General features: G+C 44.8%; 22 protein-coding genes. All 22 read left to right on the top strand.

What is annotated here, in order from left to right; genetic code table 11:
• The first annotated feature begins 65 nt into the window (after positions 1 to 65).
• The 22 genes from rplR to WH45_RS04965 all read left to right on the top strand — a co-directional run bounded on the left by rplR (position 66) and on the right by WH45_RS04965 (position 14,689).
• Positions 66 to 431, top strand: a complete 366-nt coding sequence (rplR, locus tag WH45_RS05070; RefSeq protein ID WP_046213341.1) for a 50S ribosomal protein L18 — start codon at positions 66 to 68, stop codon at positions 429 to 431.
• A 27-nt stretch (positions 432 to 458) separates the two neighbouring features.
• On the top strand, positions 459 to 956 hold the full coding sequence (rpsE, locus tag WH45_RS05065) for a 30S ribosomal protein S5 (RefSeq protein WP_017815378.1): 498 nt from the start codon (positions 459 to 461) through the stop codon (positions 954 to 956).
• A 12-nt stretch (positions 957 to 968) separates the two neighbouring features.
• A complete protein-coding gene (rpmD, locus tag WH45_RS05060; RefSeq protein ID WP_017815379.1) occupies positions 969 to 1,154 on the top strand; it encodes a 50S ribosomal protein L30 in 186 nt (61 codons plus the stop codon).
• Between the two features lie 46 nt (positions 1,155 to 1,200).
• Positions 1,201 to 1,641: a 50S ribosomal protein L15 gene (rplO, locus tag WH45_RS05055; protein WP_017815380.1), complete on the top strand. Its 441-nt coding sequence runs from the start codon at positions 1,201 to 1,203 to the stop codon at positions 1,639 to 1,641.
• On the top strand, positions 1,641 to 2,939 hold the full coding sequence (secY, locus tag WH45_RS05050; protein WP_046213340.1) for a preprotein translocase subunit SecY: 1,299 nt from the start codon (positions 1,641 to 1,643) through the stop codon (positions 2,937 to 2,939). The genes rplO and secY overlap by 1 nt, the downstream gene beginning before the upstream one ends.
• Positions 2,940 to 3,032: 93 nt before the next feature.
• Entirely contained in the window at positions 3,033 to 3,677 is a 645-nt protein-coding gene (locus WH45_RS05045; RefSeq protein ID WP_046213339.1) for an adenylate kinase, read from the top strand.
• Positions 3,678 to 3,682: 5 nt separating this feature from the next.
• Positions 3,683 to 4,435: a type I methionyl aminopeptidase gene (gene map / locus WH45_RS05040; RefSeq protein WP_046213338.1), complete on the top strand. Its 753-nt coding sequence runs from the start codon at positions 3,683 to 3,685 to the stop codon at positions 4,433 to 4,435.
• Positions 4,436 to 4,444: 9 nt separating this feature from the next.
• A complete protein-coding gene (locus WH45_RS05035; protein ID WP_174703758.1) occupies positions 4,445 to 4,741 on the top strand; it encodes a KOW domain-containing RNA-binding protein in 297 nt (98 codons plus the stop codon).
• A gap of 13 nt (positions 4,742 to 4,754) precedes the next feature.
• Positions 4,755 to 4,970 (top strand): translation initiation factor IF-1, encoded by a 216-nt coding sequence (gene infA / locus WH45_RS05030; RefSeq protein WP_017815385.1) that lies wholly within the window; start codon positions 4,755 to 4,757, stop codon positions 4,968 to 4,970.
• Positions 4,971 to 5,086: 116 nt separating this feature from the next.
• The gene (gene rpmJ, locus WH45_RS05025) at positions 5,087 to 5,200 is read left to right on the top strand and encodes a 50S ribosomal protein L36 (protein WP_003333770.1); all 114 of its coding nucleotides are present in this window, start codon (positions 5,087 to 5,089) and stop codon (positions 5,198 to 5,200) included.
• A 22-nt stretch (positions 5,201 to 5,222) separates the two neighbouring features.
• Positions 5,223 to 5,588: a 30S ribosomal protein S13 gene (rpsM, locus tag WH45_RS05020; protein WP_017815386.1), complete on the top strand. Its 366-nt coding sequence runs from the start codon at positions 5,223 to 5,225 to the stop codon at positions 5,586 to 5,588.
• 16 nt (positions 5,589 to 5,604) lie between these two features.
• Positions 5,605 to 6,000 (top strand): 30S ribosomal protein S11, encoded by a 396-nt coding sequence (rpsK, locus tag WH45_RS05015; protein WP_017815387.1) that lies wholly within the window; start codon positions 5,605 to 5,607, stop codon positions 5,998 to 6,000.
• A gap of 135 nt (positions 6,001 to 6,135) precedes the next feature.
• Complete coding sequence (locus WH45_RS05010; RefSeq protein WP_046213337.1) at positions 6,136 to 7,080, top strand: DNA-directed RNA polymerase subunit alpha; 945 nt, start codon at positions 6,136 to 6,138, stop codon at positions 7,078 to 7,080.
• A 34-nt stretch (positions 7,081 to 7,114) separates the two neighbouring features.
• Positions 7,115 to 7,480 carry a 50S ribosomal protein L17 gene (rplQ, locus tag WH45_RS05005; RefSeq protein WP_017815389.1) on the top strand — a complete coding sequence of 122 codons (366 nt, stop codon included), beginning with the start codon at positions 7,115 to 7,117 and terminating at the stop codon, positions 7,478 to 7,480.
• Positions 7,481 to 7,629: 149 nt separating this feature from the next.
• Positions 7,630 to 8,415 carry a tRNA pseudouridine(38-40) synthase TruA gene (gene truA / locus WH45_RS05000; protein ID WP_046213336.1) on the top strand — a complete coding sequence of 262 codons (786 nt, stop codon included), beginning with the start codon at positions 7,630 to 7,632 and terminating at the stop codon, positions 8,413 to 8,415.
• Between the two features lie 238 nt (positions 8,416 to 8,653).
• Positions 8,654 to 9,091, top strand: coding sequence for a 50S ribosomal protein L13 (gene rplM / locus WH45_RS04995; protein WP_017815391.1), 438 nt, complete (start codon positions 8,654 to 8,656; stop codon positions 9,089 to 9,091).
• Between the two features lie 19 nt (positions 9,092 to 9,110).
• On the top strand, positions 9,111 to 9,503 hold the full coding sequence (gene rpsI / locus WH45_RS04990) for a 30S ribosomal protein S9 (protein ID WP_046213335.1): 393 nt from the start codon (positions 9,111 to 9,113) through the stop codon (positions 9,501 to 9,503).
• Positions 9,504 to 10,087: 584 nt separating this feature from the next.
• Positions 10,088 to 10,780, top strand: a complete 693-nt coding sequence (locus WH45_RS04985; protein ID WP_046213334.1) for a phosphoadenylyl-sulfate reductase — start codon at positions 10,088 to 10,090, stop codon at positions 10,778 to 10,780.
• Positions 10,781 to 10,988: 208 nt separating this feature from the next.
• Positions 10,989 to 12,158 (top strand): sulfate adenylyltransferase, encoded by a 1,170-nt coding sequence (sat, locus tag WH45_RS04980; protein ID WP_046213333.1) that lies wholly within the window; start codon positions 10,989 to 10,991, stop codon positions 12,156 to 12,158.
• 270 nt (positions 12,159 to 12,428) lie between these two features.
• Positions 12,429 to 13,541: an Mrp/NBP35 family ATP-binding protein gene (locus WH45_RS04975; protein ID WP_046213332.1), complete on the top strand. Its 1,113-nt coding sequence runs from the start codon at positions 12,429 to 12,431 to the stop codon at positions 13,539 to 13,541.
• A gap of 137 nt (positions 13,542 to 13,678) precedes the next feature.
• Complete coding sequence (locus WH45_RS04970; RefSeq protein ID WP_046213331.1) at positions 13,679 to 14,296, top strand: stage II sporulation protein M; 618 nt, start codon at positions 13,679 to 13,681, stop codon at positions 14,294 to 14,296.
• Positions 14,297 to 14,458: 162 nt separating this feature from the next.
• Positions 14,459 to 14,689 (top strand): hypothetical protein, encoded by a 231-nt coding sequence (locus WH45_RS04965; protein ID WP_046213330.1) that lies wholly within the window; start codon positions 14,459 to 14,461, stop codon positions 14,687 to 14,689.
• The last annotated feature ends 617 nt before the right edge of the window (positions 14,690 to 15,306 follow it).

The raw sequence follows: 15,306 nt of genomic DNA, 5'->3' as shown, positions 1-15,306 counted from the left end.
CATTACCCCAAGCAAGCTAGCATGAAGCTGGCTCAGGTAAAATGAAGGGAGTGAAATATACAGTCATGATTACTAAAGCTGATAAAAATAAAGCTCGTCTGAAAAGACATCTGCGTGTTCGCAAGAACATTACTGGTACTGCTCAGCGTCCTCGTCTGAACGTATTCCGTTCTTCCAAACATATCTACGCTCAACTAATCGACGACGTGGCTGGTGTAACTTTGGTATCTGCATCCACTAAGGATAAAGAACTGACGGACATCAAAAACGGCGCTAGCGTTGAAGCTGCTGCTAAAGTTGGACAGCTGATCGCAAAACGTGCGGTTGAACAAGGACACGAGTCTGTTGTATTTGACCGCGGAGGCTATTTGTATCACGGACGGATTCAAGCCCTGGCAGATGCAGCTCGTGAAGCGGGTCTTCAATTCTAAAACATTGTAAAAAAGGAGGTAAACGACTTGCGTATTGATCCAAATACTTTAGAACTTACTGAAAGAGTAGTTCATATTAATCGTGTAGCTAAAGTAGTTAAGGGCGGACGTCGTTTTAGCTTTAGCGCGCTGGTAGTAGTAGGCGACGGTAAAGGCTGGGTTGGTGCTGGTCTCGGTAAAGCCGGTGAAGTACCTGATGCGATTCGTAAAGGTATCGAAGATGCTAAGAAAAACCTGGTACACGTTCCACTCGTAGGAACTACAATTCCTCACCTCGTAAACGGTAAATTCGGAGCAGGCCGCGTAATGCTGAAGCCAGCATCTGAAGGTACTGGAGTAATCGCTGGTGGTCCAGTTCGTGCCGTTCTGGAACTTGCTGGTGTAGGTGACATCTTGACAAAATCCCTGGGTTCTTCGAACTCCATGAATATGGTTAATGCTACGCTGGAAGGCTTGTCTCGCCTGAAACGTGCTGAAGATGTAGCTAAACTGCGTGGAAAAACAATCGAAGAACTGCTCGGTTAAGGAGGGAATCACATGGCTAAATTGGAAATTACCCTCGTCCGTAGCGTGATCGGTCGTCCAGAAAACCAACGCGTCACTGTAAAAACTTTGGGACTGCGTAAACTGAACCATTCGGTCATTCAAGAAGACAATGCTGCAATCCGCGGCATGGTTAACCAAGTACAACACTTGGTATCTGTAAAAGAAATTCAAGGCTAATTGATCGAAAGATTAGCCTATTATCAATAAGGAGGTGCAACGAACGATGAAATTGCATGAACTTTCTCCAGCACCTGGTTCCCGTAAAGAGCGTAAGCGCGTTGGTCGCGGAACTAGTAGTGGTACTGGTAAAACATCGGGTCGTGGTCACAAAGGACAAAATTCACGCTCTGGCGGCGGTGTTCGTCCAGGATTTGAAGGCGGTCAAAACCCACTGTATCGTCGTTTGCCGAAACGTGGATTTGTTAACCCAACCCGTAAAGAGTATGCACTGGTTAACGTAGCTGAACTGAACAGTCTGGCTGCTGACACTGAAGTGACTCCTGAATTCTTGATGGAGCAAGGCATTGTAAAAAGTGCGAAAAGCGGAATCAAGATTCTGGGTAATGGCGAACTGTCTGTAAAACTGACTGTAAAAGCGAATAAGTTCTCTCAATCTGCGGTAGAGAAGATCGAGGCTGCCGGCGGTAAAACCGAGGTGATCTAATGTTCAAGACCCTGACGAATATATGGCGGGTGGAGGATCTTAGAAATCGGATACTATTTACCCTGCTGGTACTGATTGTCTACCGTATCGGTTCGTTCGTACCAGTACCTGGAGTAAACACGGAAGTTTTCACTGCCACAAATAACCAGGGGCAAGAATTATTCGGTCTTTTAAACACCTTCTCCGGAGGAGCATTGTCTCGATTCTCGATCTTTGCTCTCGGAATTATGCCGTATATCACAGCGTCCATCATCGTACAGTTACTGTCGATGGATGTCATTCCGAAATTTGCGGAATGGGCAAAACAAGGGGAACACGGTAAAAAGAAGTTAGCACAGATTACTCGCTACGGTACAGTTATTCTGGGTCTCATTCAGGCCTTTGGTACATCGATCGGCTTTAACCGTCTGTACAACACAGAAATGATTCCAGGTGCTACTATCTGGAGCTATATTCTGATTGCGCTTGTATTGACGGCGGGTACATCTTTCCTGATGTGGCTCGGTGAGCAGATCACTGAAAAAGGAATTGGTAACGGGATCTCGATTATCATCTTCGCGGGGATCGTGGCAGCAATTCCACAGCATATCCGTGATATGGTTCAATCAGATTTCCTGGCACCAGGTCAGACGTTCATGAACGTTGTGAAGCTGGTTGTCGTTGTTATTGTCGTGATTTTGATTGTTATCGGTGTTATCTTTATTCAACAAGGGATTCGGAAAATTCCGGTACAATATGCAAAACGCGTTGTAGGTAACAAAATGTATGGCGGTCAGAATACACATATTCCACTGAAGATCAATTCAGCTGGTGTTATCCCTGTAATCTTCGCTGTATCCCTGCTTCAATTCCCGATCATTATAGCAAGCTTTTGGTCTACACATCTCTGGGCTAAATGGGTTACCGATAATCTTTGGTACGACAAGCCGCTCGGTATGGTGCTGTATGTTATAATGATTATAGGCTTTACTTTCTTCTATACATTTGTGCAAATGAATCCTACACAAATGGCAGATAATATGAAGAAGAATGGCGGTTACATTCCAGGCGTTCGTCCAGGTAAGCCTACGGCTACGTACTTGACTCGTGTTATGACTCGTTTGACCATGACCGGCTCTTTGTTCCTGGCGATCATCTCTGTACTTCCAGTATTCTTGGGCGCCATTTCCGGTTTGCCTCAATCGGTTCAAATCGGTGGTACATCGCTTCTTATCGTTATCGGTGTTGCATTGGATACGATGAAAACGATCGAAAGCCAACTTATCAAACGCCATTACAAGGGTTTTATCAATAAATAGACGGCAGGTTCCGGCTGAATGGGGAGTCCCATTCATACCCGGCACCTTTCCGTGCTGTTCTTGCAAGAGTAGTTTTAGGGGGAGTGACGAAGCGTGAACATTATATTCATGGGACCTCCGGGAGCAGGAAAAGGAACACAGGCCGCTGTGATTGTGAAAGAACTGGGCATTCCTCATATTTCTACAGGCGATGCATTTCGTCTGGCGATCAAACAGGAGACTCCTATCGGAGTTAAAGCCAAAGAGTTCATTGATCAGGGGTTACTGGTACCGGATGATGTAACCAATGGAATTGTGGAAGAGCGACTCGCTCAACCTGACTGTGAAAAAGGTTTTTTGCTTGACGGTTATCCAAGAACTTTGGCTCAGGCTGAAGCACTGGATAAAATGCTGGCAGCAATGGACCGGAAGCTGGACCACGTAATCAATCTTAAAGTAGACCGTGACAAGCTGCTCGTTCGTATTACCGGACGACGCATTTGCAAAACTTGCGGCGCTACTTACCACATCGTATTCAATCCGCCGAAGCAAGAAGGCGTATGTGATATCGATGGCGGTGAACTCTACCAGAGAGCTGATGATAACGAAGAAAGTGTAGCAACCCGACTTGACGAGTACGGTAACAAGACGGCGCCTCTGCTCGCTTACTACGGAGATCGCAACCTTCTGAGAGATATTGATGGCGAACAGGGCATTGACGTAGTATCACAGGATATTGTGTCATTGCTGAGAGGTTAAGCGGAATGATCATTTGCAAATCCGAAACAGAACTTGGCTTTATGCGAGAAGCAGGGCGAATCGTAGCGGAAACACACGCTTTGATCAAACAGTCTATCGAGCCAGGGATTACAACGGAAGAGCTCGATCAACTTGCGGACCGTTATATTCGCAGCCAGAATGCCTTGCCATCGTTCAAAGGATACAATGGTTTTCCTGCCAGTATTTGTGCTTCGGTGAATGAGCAGCTTGTTCATGGATTCCCAAGCAAACGCAAACTGCAAGAAGGCGACATCGTTACTTTTGATATTGGAGCTCAGTATCAGGGGTATCACGGTGATTCGGCGTGGACCTATCCGGTAGGACAAATTTCTGACGAAGCGAAGCGTCTTTTGGAAGTTACAGAAGGGGCTTTATTTGCCGGACTTGACCTGGTAAAACCGGATGTGCGTCTGTTTACAATATCGCATGCGATACAGCGTTTTATTGAAGATGCCGGGATGTCTGTCGTACGAGAGTATGTCGGACACGGGATCGGAACCAAACTGCACGAAGATCCGAAAATTCCGAATTACGGAATCGCCGATCGGGGTCCAAGGCTTAAACCCGGAATGGTTCTCGCAATAGAACCGATGGTGAATGCCGGCGGACGGCAAGTGAAAACGTTGGAAGACAAATGGACAGTAGTTACGGTTGATGGCTCACTGTGTGCCCATTTTGAACATACAGTTGCGGTTACACCGGACGGTATGGAAATTTTCACAAAACTTAACGCGTAGGTGATTGTTTTGAAACCAGGGACATCCCCGCAGGTCGGTCAAGTTGTGAGAGTTTCAAAAGGTAAGGGAGCTGGCCAACCTGCTGTAATCATTGCAATATCGGATGAGAAATTCGTGTATATCGCCGACGGAAACAAACGCAAGTTTGATCAGCCGAAGAAGAAGAATCTGCTTCATCTGGAGCTGATGCCGGTGGTAAGCAGCGAAGTCGTAGACAGTTTGCAAGAAAGCGGACGGGTCACAAACGGAAAGTTGCGTCATGCAGTTGCCAAGTTTGTTGAATCTGCCGAAAAAAATACGGTTTAAGGAGGAACTCATTGTGGCTAAAGAGGATGTTATTGAGGTAGAAGGCGTGGTTCTTGAACCATTGCCGAATGCAACGTTCAAAGTTGAGCTGGAAAATGGTCATCAGATTCTTGCTCATGTTTCTGGTAAGCTGCGGATGCACTTTATCCGTATTCTGACTGGAGATAAGGTGGTTGTTCAACTTTCACCTTATGATTTGACAAAAGGTCGTATAACTTATCGTAAATAGAACACAAATGCATAAATCTATGGTATAATAGATACTTATGTGATATAAATTTGTGGTGCAGATAACATGCTGACGAAATAAGTTTTACGGTAGTAAAACTTGAGGAGGTAATTAACATGAAGGTAAGACCTTCTGTAAAGCCCATCTGCGAAAAATGCAAAGTCATTCGCCGCAAAGGGAATGTAATGGTAATTTGTGAAAACCCTAAGCACAAACAAAAGCAAGGTTAATTAATCGAGGAGGTGTAGCGTAATGGCACGTATAGCTGGTGTAGATTTACCACGTGATAAGCGCGTTGAGATCGCCTTGACATATATTTTCGGAATCGGTAAAACGACTTCCCAGAAAATTCTGAGTGGTACAGGTATTGACTTTAACACTCGTGTCCGCGATCTAACTGAAGATGAAGTAGGAAAACTGCGTGAAGCAATTGAAAGTACAAAAGTTGAAGGTGATCTTCGTCGTGAGATCTCTCTGAACATTAAACGTCTGATTGAAATCGGATGCTACCGTGGTGTACGTCACCGTCGTGGTCTGCCGGTTCGTGGACAACGTACTAAAACAAATGCTCGTACACGTAAGGGTCCTCGTCGTACAGTAGCGAACAAGAAGAAGTAAGGGAGGTTAATGAGCAATGGCTAAAGCTAAAAAAGTCGTACGTACTAAGCGTCGCGACCGTAAAAATATCGAATCTGGCGTGGCACACATTCGTTCCACGTTTAACAATACGATCGTTACTATTACGGATCCTCATGGTAATGCCATTTCCTGGGCTAGCTCCGGCGGTCTTGGATTTAGAGGTTCCCGTAAGTCCACTCCATTCGCAGCACAACTGGCAGCTGAAACAGCAGCTAAAGCAGCTATGGAACACGGCATGAAAGCTGTTGAAGTTATGGTTAAAGGTCCAGGTGCTGGACGTGAAGCAGCAATTCGTTCCCTGCAAGCAGCTGGTCTGGAAGTTAACCTGATTAAGGATGTAACTCCAATCCCGCATAACGGATGCCGTCCACCAAAACGTCGTCGCGTATAATCGAAGCATGTCTCTTCAATGTGGTCATCCTCCCGGAGAATACATTTTATGTATGCCGGGGACTACTGCATGTCTATTGAATAAAGTTTTAGCGACAGTTTCACCGAAGCGACGTTTTGAAGGAGGGATATTGCAGTGATAGAAATCGAAAAGCCGAAAATTGAGACCGTAGATGTAAATGATGAAGGAACCTATGGCAAATTCATCGTAGAACCTCTCGAACGTGGTTACGGCACAACACTTGGCAATTCACTTCGCCGGATCTTGCTTTCTTCTCTTCCGGGAGCAGCGGTAACATCCGTACAAATCGATGGTGTATTGCACGAGTTCTCAACGGTTCAAGGAGTAATGGAAGACGTTACGGAAATTATTTTGAACCTCAAGGCCCTTTCTCTGAAAATCCACTCTGATGAAGAAAAATTGTTGGAGATTGATGCAGAAGGAGATGGAGTGGTCACTGCAGGGGATATCCGTGCTGACAGTGATGTGGAAATCCTTAATCCGGATCTTCATATTGCCACTCTGGCTCCAGGTTCAAGACTCCACATGCGTATTTTTGCAAATCGTGGTCGCGGTTATGTATCGGCAGATAAAAACAAACGTTCTGATCAGCCAATCGGCGTGATTCCGATCGATTCTATTTATACTCCGATCTCCCGTGTTAACTATGGTATCGAAAATACTCGTGTTGGTCAGGTTACGAACTATGACAAGCTGACTATCGAAATCTGGACGGATGGAAGCATTCGCCCGGAAGAAGCAGTTAGCCTGGGTGCCAAAATTCTGACCGAGCATCTGATGCTGTTTGTTGGTCTGACTGACGAAGCAAAAGACGCTGAAATCATGGTCGAAAAAGAAGAGGACAAAAAAGAGAAAGTGCTTGAGATGACTATCGAAGAGCTCGACCTCTCTGTACGTTCTTACAACTGCTTGAAACGTGCCGGCATTAATACGGTACAAGAACTGACTACTAAATCCGAAGACGATATGATGAAAGTCCGTAACCTGGGCCGCAAATCTCTCGAAGAAGTTCAAGAGAAACTGCAGGAACTGGGACTGGGTCTACGTCAGGAAGAATAGTCATTTAATCATGTGATGAAGGAGGGAAAACAATATGGCATATCAAAAATTGGGTCGCAACTCCAGCGCTCGTAAAGCACTGTTCCGTGATATGGTAACTGACCTGTTCTTATATGAGCGTATTCAAACGACAGAAGCAAAAGCGAAAGAACTTCGTTCTATCGCTGAAAAGCTGATCACCCTGTCCAAGCGTGGAGATCTGCATGCTCGTCGTCAAGTTGCTGCTTATGTACGTCGTGAATCTCTCGATGGTGGACAAGATGCAATTCAAAAATTGTTCTCTGAACTGGCAACTCGTTATGCAGAGCGTCCAGGTGGATACACTCGTATCCTGAAACTGGGACCTCGTCGTGGCGACGCTGCACCTATGGTTTACCTTGAGCTGGTAGACCGCGCGTAACATGCAGATAAAGAAGGGTGGACAGGGTCATTGGATTCTGACAAAGCCCTTTTTTTCTCTGTCTGGATAAGTTATGGTATCAAGATGAAGGGAGGGGGCTCCACTAGGGGCTCCCTCGCTTTGTATGTGTATATAAAGGTGTGAGATACATGCGTAATCTATGTATGACCGTAAACTATGATGGGAGCCGCTATAACGGCTTTCAGACACAGCCGGACGGGAATACCGTACAGGACCATCTGGAGAAGGCAATAGCCTCCATAATCGGTGAGAAGCCCAAGATTCATGGTTCAGGGCGTACAGACGCTGGAGTACATGCAGTCGGCCAGGTGTTTAACTTTATAACCGAATCTCCCGTACCTGCGGATCGCTGGCCTCTGGCCCTTAATGGCCGTCTGCCCAGAGATATTATTGTTACAGGGTCCAGGGAAGTTCCGTTAGAGTTTCATTCCAGGCGTTCTGCCAAACGTAAAACCTACCGATATACGATTAATGCCAATCAATATCCGGATGTGTTTTTACGGCATATGCAGCTGCATCATCCGGGAAAGTTGGACGTACAGGCCATGGAAGAGGCTTTTCATCATTTTGTAGGAACCTATGACTTTACTTCGTTTGCTTCCCGTTATTCCCAAAAGCAGAGCCATATTCGTACGGTGCTTGAGACAAGACTGGAGATCGATTATTCACAGACGCGTCCTCATACAAGAGACCAGGGTATCCTGCATTTTTATATTACGGGTAATGGCTTTTTACAGCATATGGTACGGATTATTATAGGAACACTCATTCAGGTAGGAGAGGGCAAGCATAAGCCTGATGCCATACCTGGGATGATTGCAGCATGTGATCGCAGCGCTGCAGGTCCTACAGCCGTCAGTAAGGCGTTAACCATGTGGGGAGTCCACTATGATGACATTACTTTTGAAGATTAATGATCCAATAAAAAAAGTCTTGAAAAAGGTTAAATAGTGCTTGCTTAACGTTCATTCATCCTGTAAAATAAAAGTTGTGTTTTCTTAGAGCTATCCCACAGCCCCCTAAGGGAATTACATTACCATTGATATAACCATTAACTATTACAAATGTAACATTGTGTATTAACAACACAAACAAAGAACGATCATATATGAAAATGTAAATTTTCAAAAGCAGACTAAGGAGGAACTTCTCATGCGCACGACCTATATTGCGAAGCCAAGTGAAGTAGAACGCAATTGGCACATTATTGATGCTGAAGGTAAAACACTTGGCCGTCTGGCAAGTGAAGCCGCAGCACTGATCCGCGGTAAACATAAACCATCTTTCACACCTCACGTGGATGGCGGAGATTTCGTTATCGTAATCAACGCTGAAAAAATTCACCTGACTGGTAAAAAGCTGCAAGACAAAAAATACTATCGTCATTCCATGCACCCAGGTGGTCTGAAAGTGACGAATGCTCAAGAACTGCTCGCTAACAAACCAGAACGTGTAATTGAGGCTGCTGTACACGGTATGCTTCCAAAAACTCGTCAAGGTAACGCAATGAAGCTGCGTCTGAAAGCATACGCTGGCGCAGAACATCCACATGCAGCACAAAAACCAGAAGTTTACGAACTTCGCGGATAATTAAAAGGAGGACAGTTTCATGGCACAAGTACAATACTATGGGACAGGTCGTCGTAAACATTCGGTAGCACGTGTTCGCCTTGTACCGGGTGAAGGACGCATTGTCATCAACAAACGCGACATCAATGAATATTTCGGTTTGGAAACACTCAAACTGATCGTTAAACAACCACTGAACCTGACAGAAACTGTGGGAAGCTACGATGTAATCGTACTGACTCATGGTGGCGGTATCTCTGGTCAAGCAGGCGCAATTCGTCACGGTATCTCCCGTGCATTGCTGAAAGCTGATCCAGAACTGCGCGGTTCCCTGAAAAAAGCTGGATTCCTGACTCGTGACCCTCGTATGAAAGAGCGTAAAAAATACGGTCTTAAAGCAGCACGTCGCGCACCTCAGTTCTCCAAACGTTAATTCGTTATTCAAAAGCCTTTTCTCTCTCGCAGAGGAAAGGCTTTTTTATTTGTTTAGATGATCTTATGCTGGAGCATAACGCTTATCTAAACAACTACCAAAAAATCTAAAATGAACAGTGTATTGTGTACAAACTATGGAAAGGAACTTAAGCCAGAGAGCAAGCTGAATAAAACTTAAAAGAACATGTGCATAATCCTGTGAATAATAAATTATTAAATACAACAACAAAGCTGCAACATACAATTATCCACAGGTACTCTAGTTATAGAAAAGCTCTTACACAAAATAATCTGTCATACAAATAAGCCCATAACAATATTTTTGGTAAAATCTTAAAGATCCTCTTGAAGATAAAGAAATAAGGACCTATAATATACATATAATTCATAGCAGTTTAGTTGGTTTTATTTATGTTTTAATTATCCTTTTTGTACTACTTTGAAGTAGTTCAGTAAATGTCCTGTACTCACTGTTTATGCGTCAAGTCCGGTTAAGCTATCTTTTTATACAGGTAGATCAATGACACATGAGTACTTTTTTTCAAATTGAAAAAAACTAACTTTAAAGATGGGGGAATACACATGAATCTTTTGGAAAAGGAAGAGTTGGCCAGAATTAAAGCGGAAGAATTGGAGCATGCTTCAGCAGAGCAGGTTATACGCTGGGCTGTTGATAATTTTGAAAGTCTCACTTTTGCCTGCAGCTTTGGAGCAGAGGATGTAGTGATCGTGGATATGCTGCAGACGATCAGCCCATCCACTGATATTTTTTACCTGGACACCGATTTTCATTTCCAGGAAACGTATGAGACGCGCGATCGTATGGTTGAACGCTACGGAATCAACTTTGTAAAAGTGGCACCGAAGCTGACTCCGGAAGAGCAAGCAGCTGCTCATGGAGAGTCTCTCTGGACAGTAGATCCGAATGCATGCTGCAATATCCGTAAAGTAGAACCGCTCACTCGTATTCTTTCACAATATGATTCATGGATCACAGGTATCCGCCGGGATCAGGCGCCTACCCGTGCCAATGCCAAAAAGATCGAATATGACTACAAATTCGGTCTGATGAAGTTTAATCCTATTGCGGATTGGACTTCGGAGGATGTATGGCAGTATATTCGGGACAATGATATCATTTATAATCCTTTGCATGACCGTCATTATCCAAGTATTGGATGTGAACAATGCACCCGGCAGGTTATGCCTGGAGAAGATCCACGAGCAGGGCGCTGGGCCGGTTCGGCAAAGACAGAGTGCGGTCTGCATAAATAAGGAGCATAGCGGATAAGGCTAAATTTTTGTCGCTGTTCATTATCTGCATTCCATCCTATCCGTTATAGGTGGACAGCGACTTACACATAAGTAATACATTATTCTTTGTAGAAAAAGTACTGTTAATGCTTGCTTTACCGGTTTGGAAGATCCGTATAGACCGAGGTAGCGCTGCAGGTACTCATCACATAATAAGGGAGAGACCCAGATGACGACGATTTTACCGCATGGTGGCAAGCTGATTAACCGACTCGTGGAAGGACAGGAAAAGGAACAACTGCTACAGCAGGCCAAGCAGTGGAAGCAGGTACCTATCAATACATGGACGATATCAGACCTGGATCTGATCGCAATAGGTGCATTCTCTCCTTTGGAAGGATTTATGGAGGAACAGGATTATCATTCTGTCCTGCAGGATATGAGACTTGCGAGTGGCCTGGTATGGAGTATTCCGATTACTCTGGCTCTTGAAGAATCAATCACTTCCACCCTTGCGATCGGTGAGAAAGTAGCTCTGGTAGGAGAGGATGATCAGATTACCTACGGTATTCTGGAAGTTCGCAGCATTTATCAGGTGAATCAGCAGGAGGAAGCGTTACAGGTATTCCGTACAAACGATACGGAGCATCCAGGTGTACAAAAGCTGCTTGGCAGATCTTCCACCTATGTAGGCGGACCTGTTCAGGTGCTGCAGCGGCCGGTACCCGAGAAATTTGGTGAATTCTATTATGATCCGGCACAGACCCGCCAGATTTTTGCAGATAAAGGCTGGAATACGGTAGTAGGCTTCCAGACTCGTAATCCGGTACACCGTGCACATGAATACATTCAGAAGAGTGCTATGGAGACGGTAGATGCCTTATTTTTAAATCCGCTGGTAGGCGAGACCAAGTCGGATGATGTGCCGGCAGATGTGCGTATGCGCAGTTATCTGGTACTGCTGGAAAATTATTATCCACAGCATCGCGCCTTTCTGGGAGTTTTCCCGGCAGCAATGCGTTATGCTGGACCAAGAGAAGCGATATTCCATGCAATGGTCCGTAAAAACTATGGCTGCACCCATTTTATTGTCGGACGGGATCATGCAGGTGTAGGCGATTATTATGGCACATATGAAGCACAGGAGATATTCTCTAACTTTACTCCAGAAGAGCTCGTTATTACGCCTCTTTTCTTTGAACACAGCTTTTTCTGCACCAAGTGCGGTAATATGGCATCCAGTAAAACCTGTCCTCATCCAAAAGAGCAGCATTTAACATTATCCGGTACCAAGGTAAGGGCGCTGCTCAGAGATGGTCAATGCCCTCCACCTGAATTTACACGTCCGGAAGTAGCGGAGATTTTGATCGAAGGAATGGCTGAACGCATTCCACAATAAGTACTCTGGATTATTTTATTTCCCTGATAACCTGCCCATGTGCAGGCTATCAGGGTTTTTTAATCCATTTTTGTTTCAGCTCTAATCATACTGAAGCCAATAAACCGTAGAGATGCAATCCTTATTAAAATTAGTATTATATTTCCATTATATCCTGTAGACACCTGAATCATTCGCTAAGCAAGCGGATACAATGCTATAATGGCAATGATTATGGGTACGCTGTATATAGAGGTATATTAAATTGATCTGATAAGGAGTGCGCCATTAATGCTATCCAGAGAATATGTACTTGAACTATTGAGCCACGTCAAAGACCCACAGTATGATTTCCCACTCCTGGAAATGCAATTGATCCGTGATGTGATGGTCAAGGAAACCAGAATATCACTGACTGTAGTCAGCATCGAGCTGGGACAGGAGTATAAGGACACAGTAGAGCAGGCCGTACGTCGGGCTCTTCAGATTGTACAGCCTATTGATATTCATATCCGCTTCAGAGAGCCGTCAGATCTCGAAATGGAAGCGGTCAGACGGTTGTTATCCCCTGAAGAGGCATCTTCTCCTACAGACGAAGAGATCGAGCAAAAAGGTCATGCAGCAGGTCTCGAGAACCTCTCGATTATCAGTGAGAATTCCGGTGTTCGCTTTATTGCCGTAGCCAGTGGTAAAGGCGGAGTGGGCAAATCCACCGTAACCGTCAATCTGGCGGCAGCTCTCGCTCAGCTGGGTAAACGAGTTGGCGTGATCGATGCGGACATTTACGGTTTCAGTGTACCCGACATGATGGGAATAGAAGAAGGCCCTACAGTCGAAGAAGGACGCATTCAACCGGTAGAACGCTTTGGTGTAAAAGTAATGTCGATGGGCTTCTTCATCCGTGAAAATAACCCGGTGATCTGGCGCGGACCGATGCTGGGCAAAATGCTGCGTCAATTTTTCGCAGACGTTGATTGGGGAGAGCTGGACTATATGCTGCTGGATCTGCCGCCGGGTACAGGAGATGTGGCACTTGATGTGCATCAAATGCTCCCACAAAGTAAAGAGATCCTGGTCACTACACCACATGCGACAGCTGCTTTTGTTGCTGCCCGAGCCGGAGCCATGGCCCTGCAGACCAACCATGAAATTCTGGGAGTTGTAGAAAACATGGCATATTACCAGACCCGTGATGGACAGAAAGACTATGTATTCGGCAGAGGTGGCGGCGGTATGCTGGCCGAGAATCTGCATACGGAGCTGCTTGCTCAGATTCCGCTTGGCGCGCCGGATAATTTGCCAACCGATCCGGACTTCTCTCCTTCCGTATACAATAACGAGAGTGAGATCGGCCAGCTCTATGAAGAACTGGCGAATCGCGTCATTCAGAAATATGAGCAGTAATCATGTTTGAATAACGAGGTAACACTGTTAATTGAATAGTAAGGAGGAGAGACAGGGGCACAGGAATCCATCCTATATACCCTGTCTTTCTATCTATATCCATTACACCGGGTGGGTGACCAGAGGAAGGAGTAACCATGTTTTCAATACGTACATTCTGGAATGATCTTCGCAATAATAGAACAATGCTGCTTGTATCGATTGCCCTATTCGTTATAGGGATTGTCGCAGGCGTATGGCTGGCCGTACCGTTGGGGCAATACTTGGAGAAACAGCTTGAACAGCTGAGCGTAGTTACCGAGCAGCTGCAGCAAAGTAACCATGTAGAGCTCAGCTACTTTATACTGATCTTCTTCAATAATGCCATCAAAAGTATACTGATTATCTATCTCGGAGCATTGTTGGGAATTCTACCGGTTATTTTTCTGGTAATGAACGGCATGATGATCGGCTTCCTGGTATATACACGTAGTACAGAGGGAGTAGACCTGGTAACTCTTATTGTAAAAGGCTTATTACCGCATGGCATTATTGAAATCCCCGCAATTTTGATTGCAGCTGCCTATGGCCTAAAGTTTGGCAAGCTGGTACTGGATAGTCTTACAACCTGGGACAGTGCTGCAAGATATAGATTAAAAACAGAACGTAGGCAATTTATGAAATCCACGGTTACAGCGGCTTTTTGGATCGTAATAATGCTGCTCGTAGCAGCGGGAATAGAGAGTACAATCACCTATTGGCTGGTACGTGGGTAGAAACCATTCGCTTTTTAATTAAATGTAGTTACAAGCATACGGAATTAGGTTAAATCATCACTATCCAGACAGCTATGGTGCAATTGGCGAAAATACCAATAACCAAACATCCATTAGCAAAGGTTAAGATATAAAGTGAAGGGTTACTAGGGAGGATTTCGTATGCTTGGAATGTTATTAAATGAAAAAGAGTGCAAGGAAATGGCTTATGTCCTGAGAAAAGAACTGGACGAGATGCTATTTGATCTTAGTGACCAACGGCTTAATCACGATATCCGCCAGGCAATTGATAAACGCTATAAAACCATCTTCAATATGTACGCCAGATTTGCCCCACAAAAAGAGCTGGCAAAATACGTTCGCAGCGCAAGATATCCTCAGGCAGAAAATTAATAACTGATCTTGACGGTACTCAATTATTTATGATAAATTGTATTTCGCACCAATTGAATACGGCTGTATTCAGGAGAGTAGTTAGTCAAAACTCTCCTTTTCAATCGCCGGTTTTAAATTTCAAAAAAAGTATTGACGGTTTTTATCTCACATGATATATTATAAAAGTTGTCACGAACGAGTGGTGATGAGAGCTAAAATGTCATGAACATTGATTTGGTAAGTCACCATCTAAGAAAACTTCTTAAAAAAAAGTGCTTGCCAAGTAAAATCGAACATGATATGATATAAGAGTTGCTGCGAGAGACACAGCGGTGACAAAAAAAGACTTTGATCTTTGAAAACTGAACAACGAGTGAGTGAAGAACTTCGGTTCTTCAAATATAGAGAACAGCAATGTTCTCGTCAGCAAGGAATGAGCAAGTCAAACACTTTATGGAGAGTTTGATCCTGGCTCAGGACGAACGCTGGCGGCGTGCCTAATACATGCAAGTCGAGCGGAGTTAATAGAGTGCTTGCACTCTTGAGACTTAGCGGCGGACGGGTGAGTAACACGTAGGCAACCTGCCCCTCAGACTGGGATAACTACCGGAAACGGTAGCTAATACCGGATAATC

The sequence above is a fragment of the Paenibacillus wulumuqiensis genome (genome assembly GCF_000971965.1).
Lineage (GTDB): Bacteria > Bacillota > Bacilli > Paenibacillales > Paenibacillaceae > Saccharibacillus > Saccharibacillus wulumuqiensis.
Note: the sequence above shows the minus strand (reverse complement) of the source record. Positions and strands in the feature narration are given on the sequence as shown.

Bases quoted from the DNA above. Each gene is read 5' to 3' on its own strand.
- rplR (WP_046213341.1), top strand. From the start codon at position 66: ATGATTACTAAAGCTGATAAAAATAAAGCTCGTCTGAAAAGACATCTG.
- rpmD (WP_017815379.1), top strand. From the start codon at position 969: ATGGCTAAATTGGAAATTACCCTCGTCCGTAGCGTGATCGGTCGTCCA.
- rplO (WP_017815380.1), top strand. From the start codon at position 1,201: ATGAAATTGCATGAACTTTCTCCAGCACCTGGTTCCCGTAAAGAGCGT.
- secY (WP_046213340.1), top strand. From the start codon at position 1,641: ATGTTCAAGACCCTGACGAATATATGGCGGGTGGAGGATCTTAGAAAT.
- map (WP_046213338.1), top strand. From the start codon at position 3,683: ATGATCATTTGCAAATCCGAAACAGAACTTGGCTTTATGCGAGAAGCA.
- rpmJ (WP_003333770.1), top strand. From the start codon at position 5,087: ATGAAGGTAAGACCTTCTGTAAAGCCCATCTGCGAAAAATGCAAAGTC.
- rpsM (WP_017815386.1), top strand. From the start codon at position 5,223: ATGGCACGTATAGCTGGTGTAGATTTACCACGTGATAAGCGCGTTGAG.
- rpsK (WP_017815387.1), top strand. From the start codon at position 5,605: ATGGCTAAAGCTAAAAAAGTCGTACGTACTAAGCGTCGCGACCGTAAA.
- rplQ (WP_017815389.1), top strand. From the start codon at position 7,115: ATGGCATATCAAAAATTGGGTCGCAACTCCAGCGCTCGTAAAGCACTG.
- truA (WP_046213336.1), top strand. From the start codon at position 7,630: ATGCGTAATCTATGTATGACCGTAAACTATGATGGGAGCCGCTATAAC.
- rplM (WP_017815391.1), top strand. From the start codon at position 8,654: ATGCGCACGACCTATATTGCGAAGCCAAGTGAAGTAGAACGCAATTGG.
- rpsI (WP_046213335.1), top strand. From the start codon at position 9,111: ATGGCACAAGTACAATACTATGGGACAGGTCGTCGTAAACATTCGGTA.
- WH45_RS04985 (WP_046213334.1), top strand. From the start codon at position 10,088: ATGAATCTTTTGGAAAAGGAAGAGTTGGCCAGAATTAAAGCGGAAGAA.
- sat (WP_046213333.1), top strand. From the start codon at position 10,989: ATGACGACGATTTTACCGCATGGTGGCAAGCTGATTAACCGACTCGTG.
- WH45_RS04975 (WP_046213332.1), top strand. From the start codon at position 12,429: ATGCTATCCAGAGAATATGTACTTGAACTATTGAGCCACGTCAAAGAC.
- WH45_RS04970 (WP_046213331.1), top strand. From the start codon at position 13,679: ATGTTTTCAATACGTACATTCTGGAATGATCTTCGCAATAATAGAACA.
- WH45_RS04965 (WP_046213330.1), top strand. From the start codon at position 14,459: ATGCTTGGAATGTTATTAAATGAAAAAGAGTGCAAGGAAATGGCTTAT.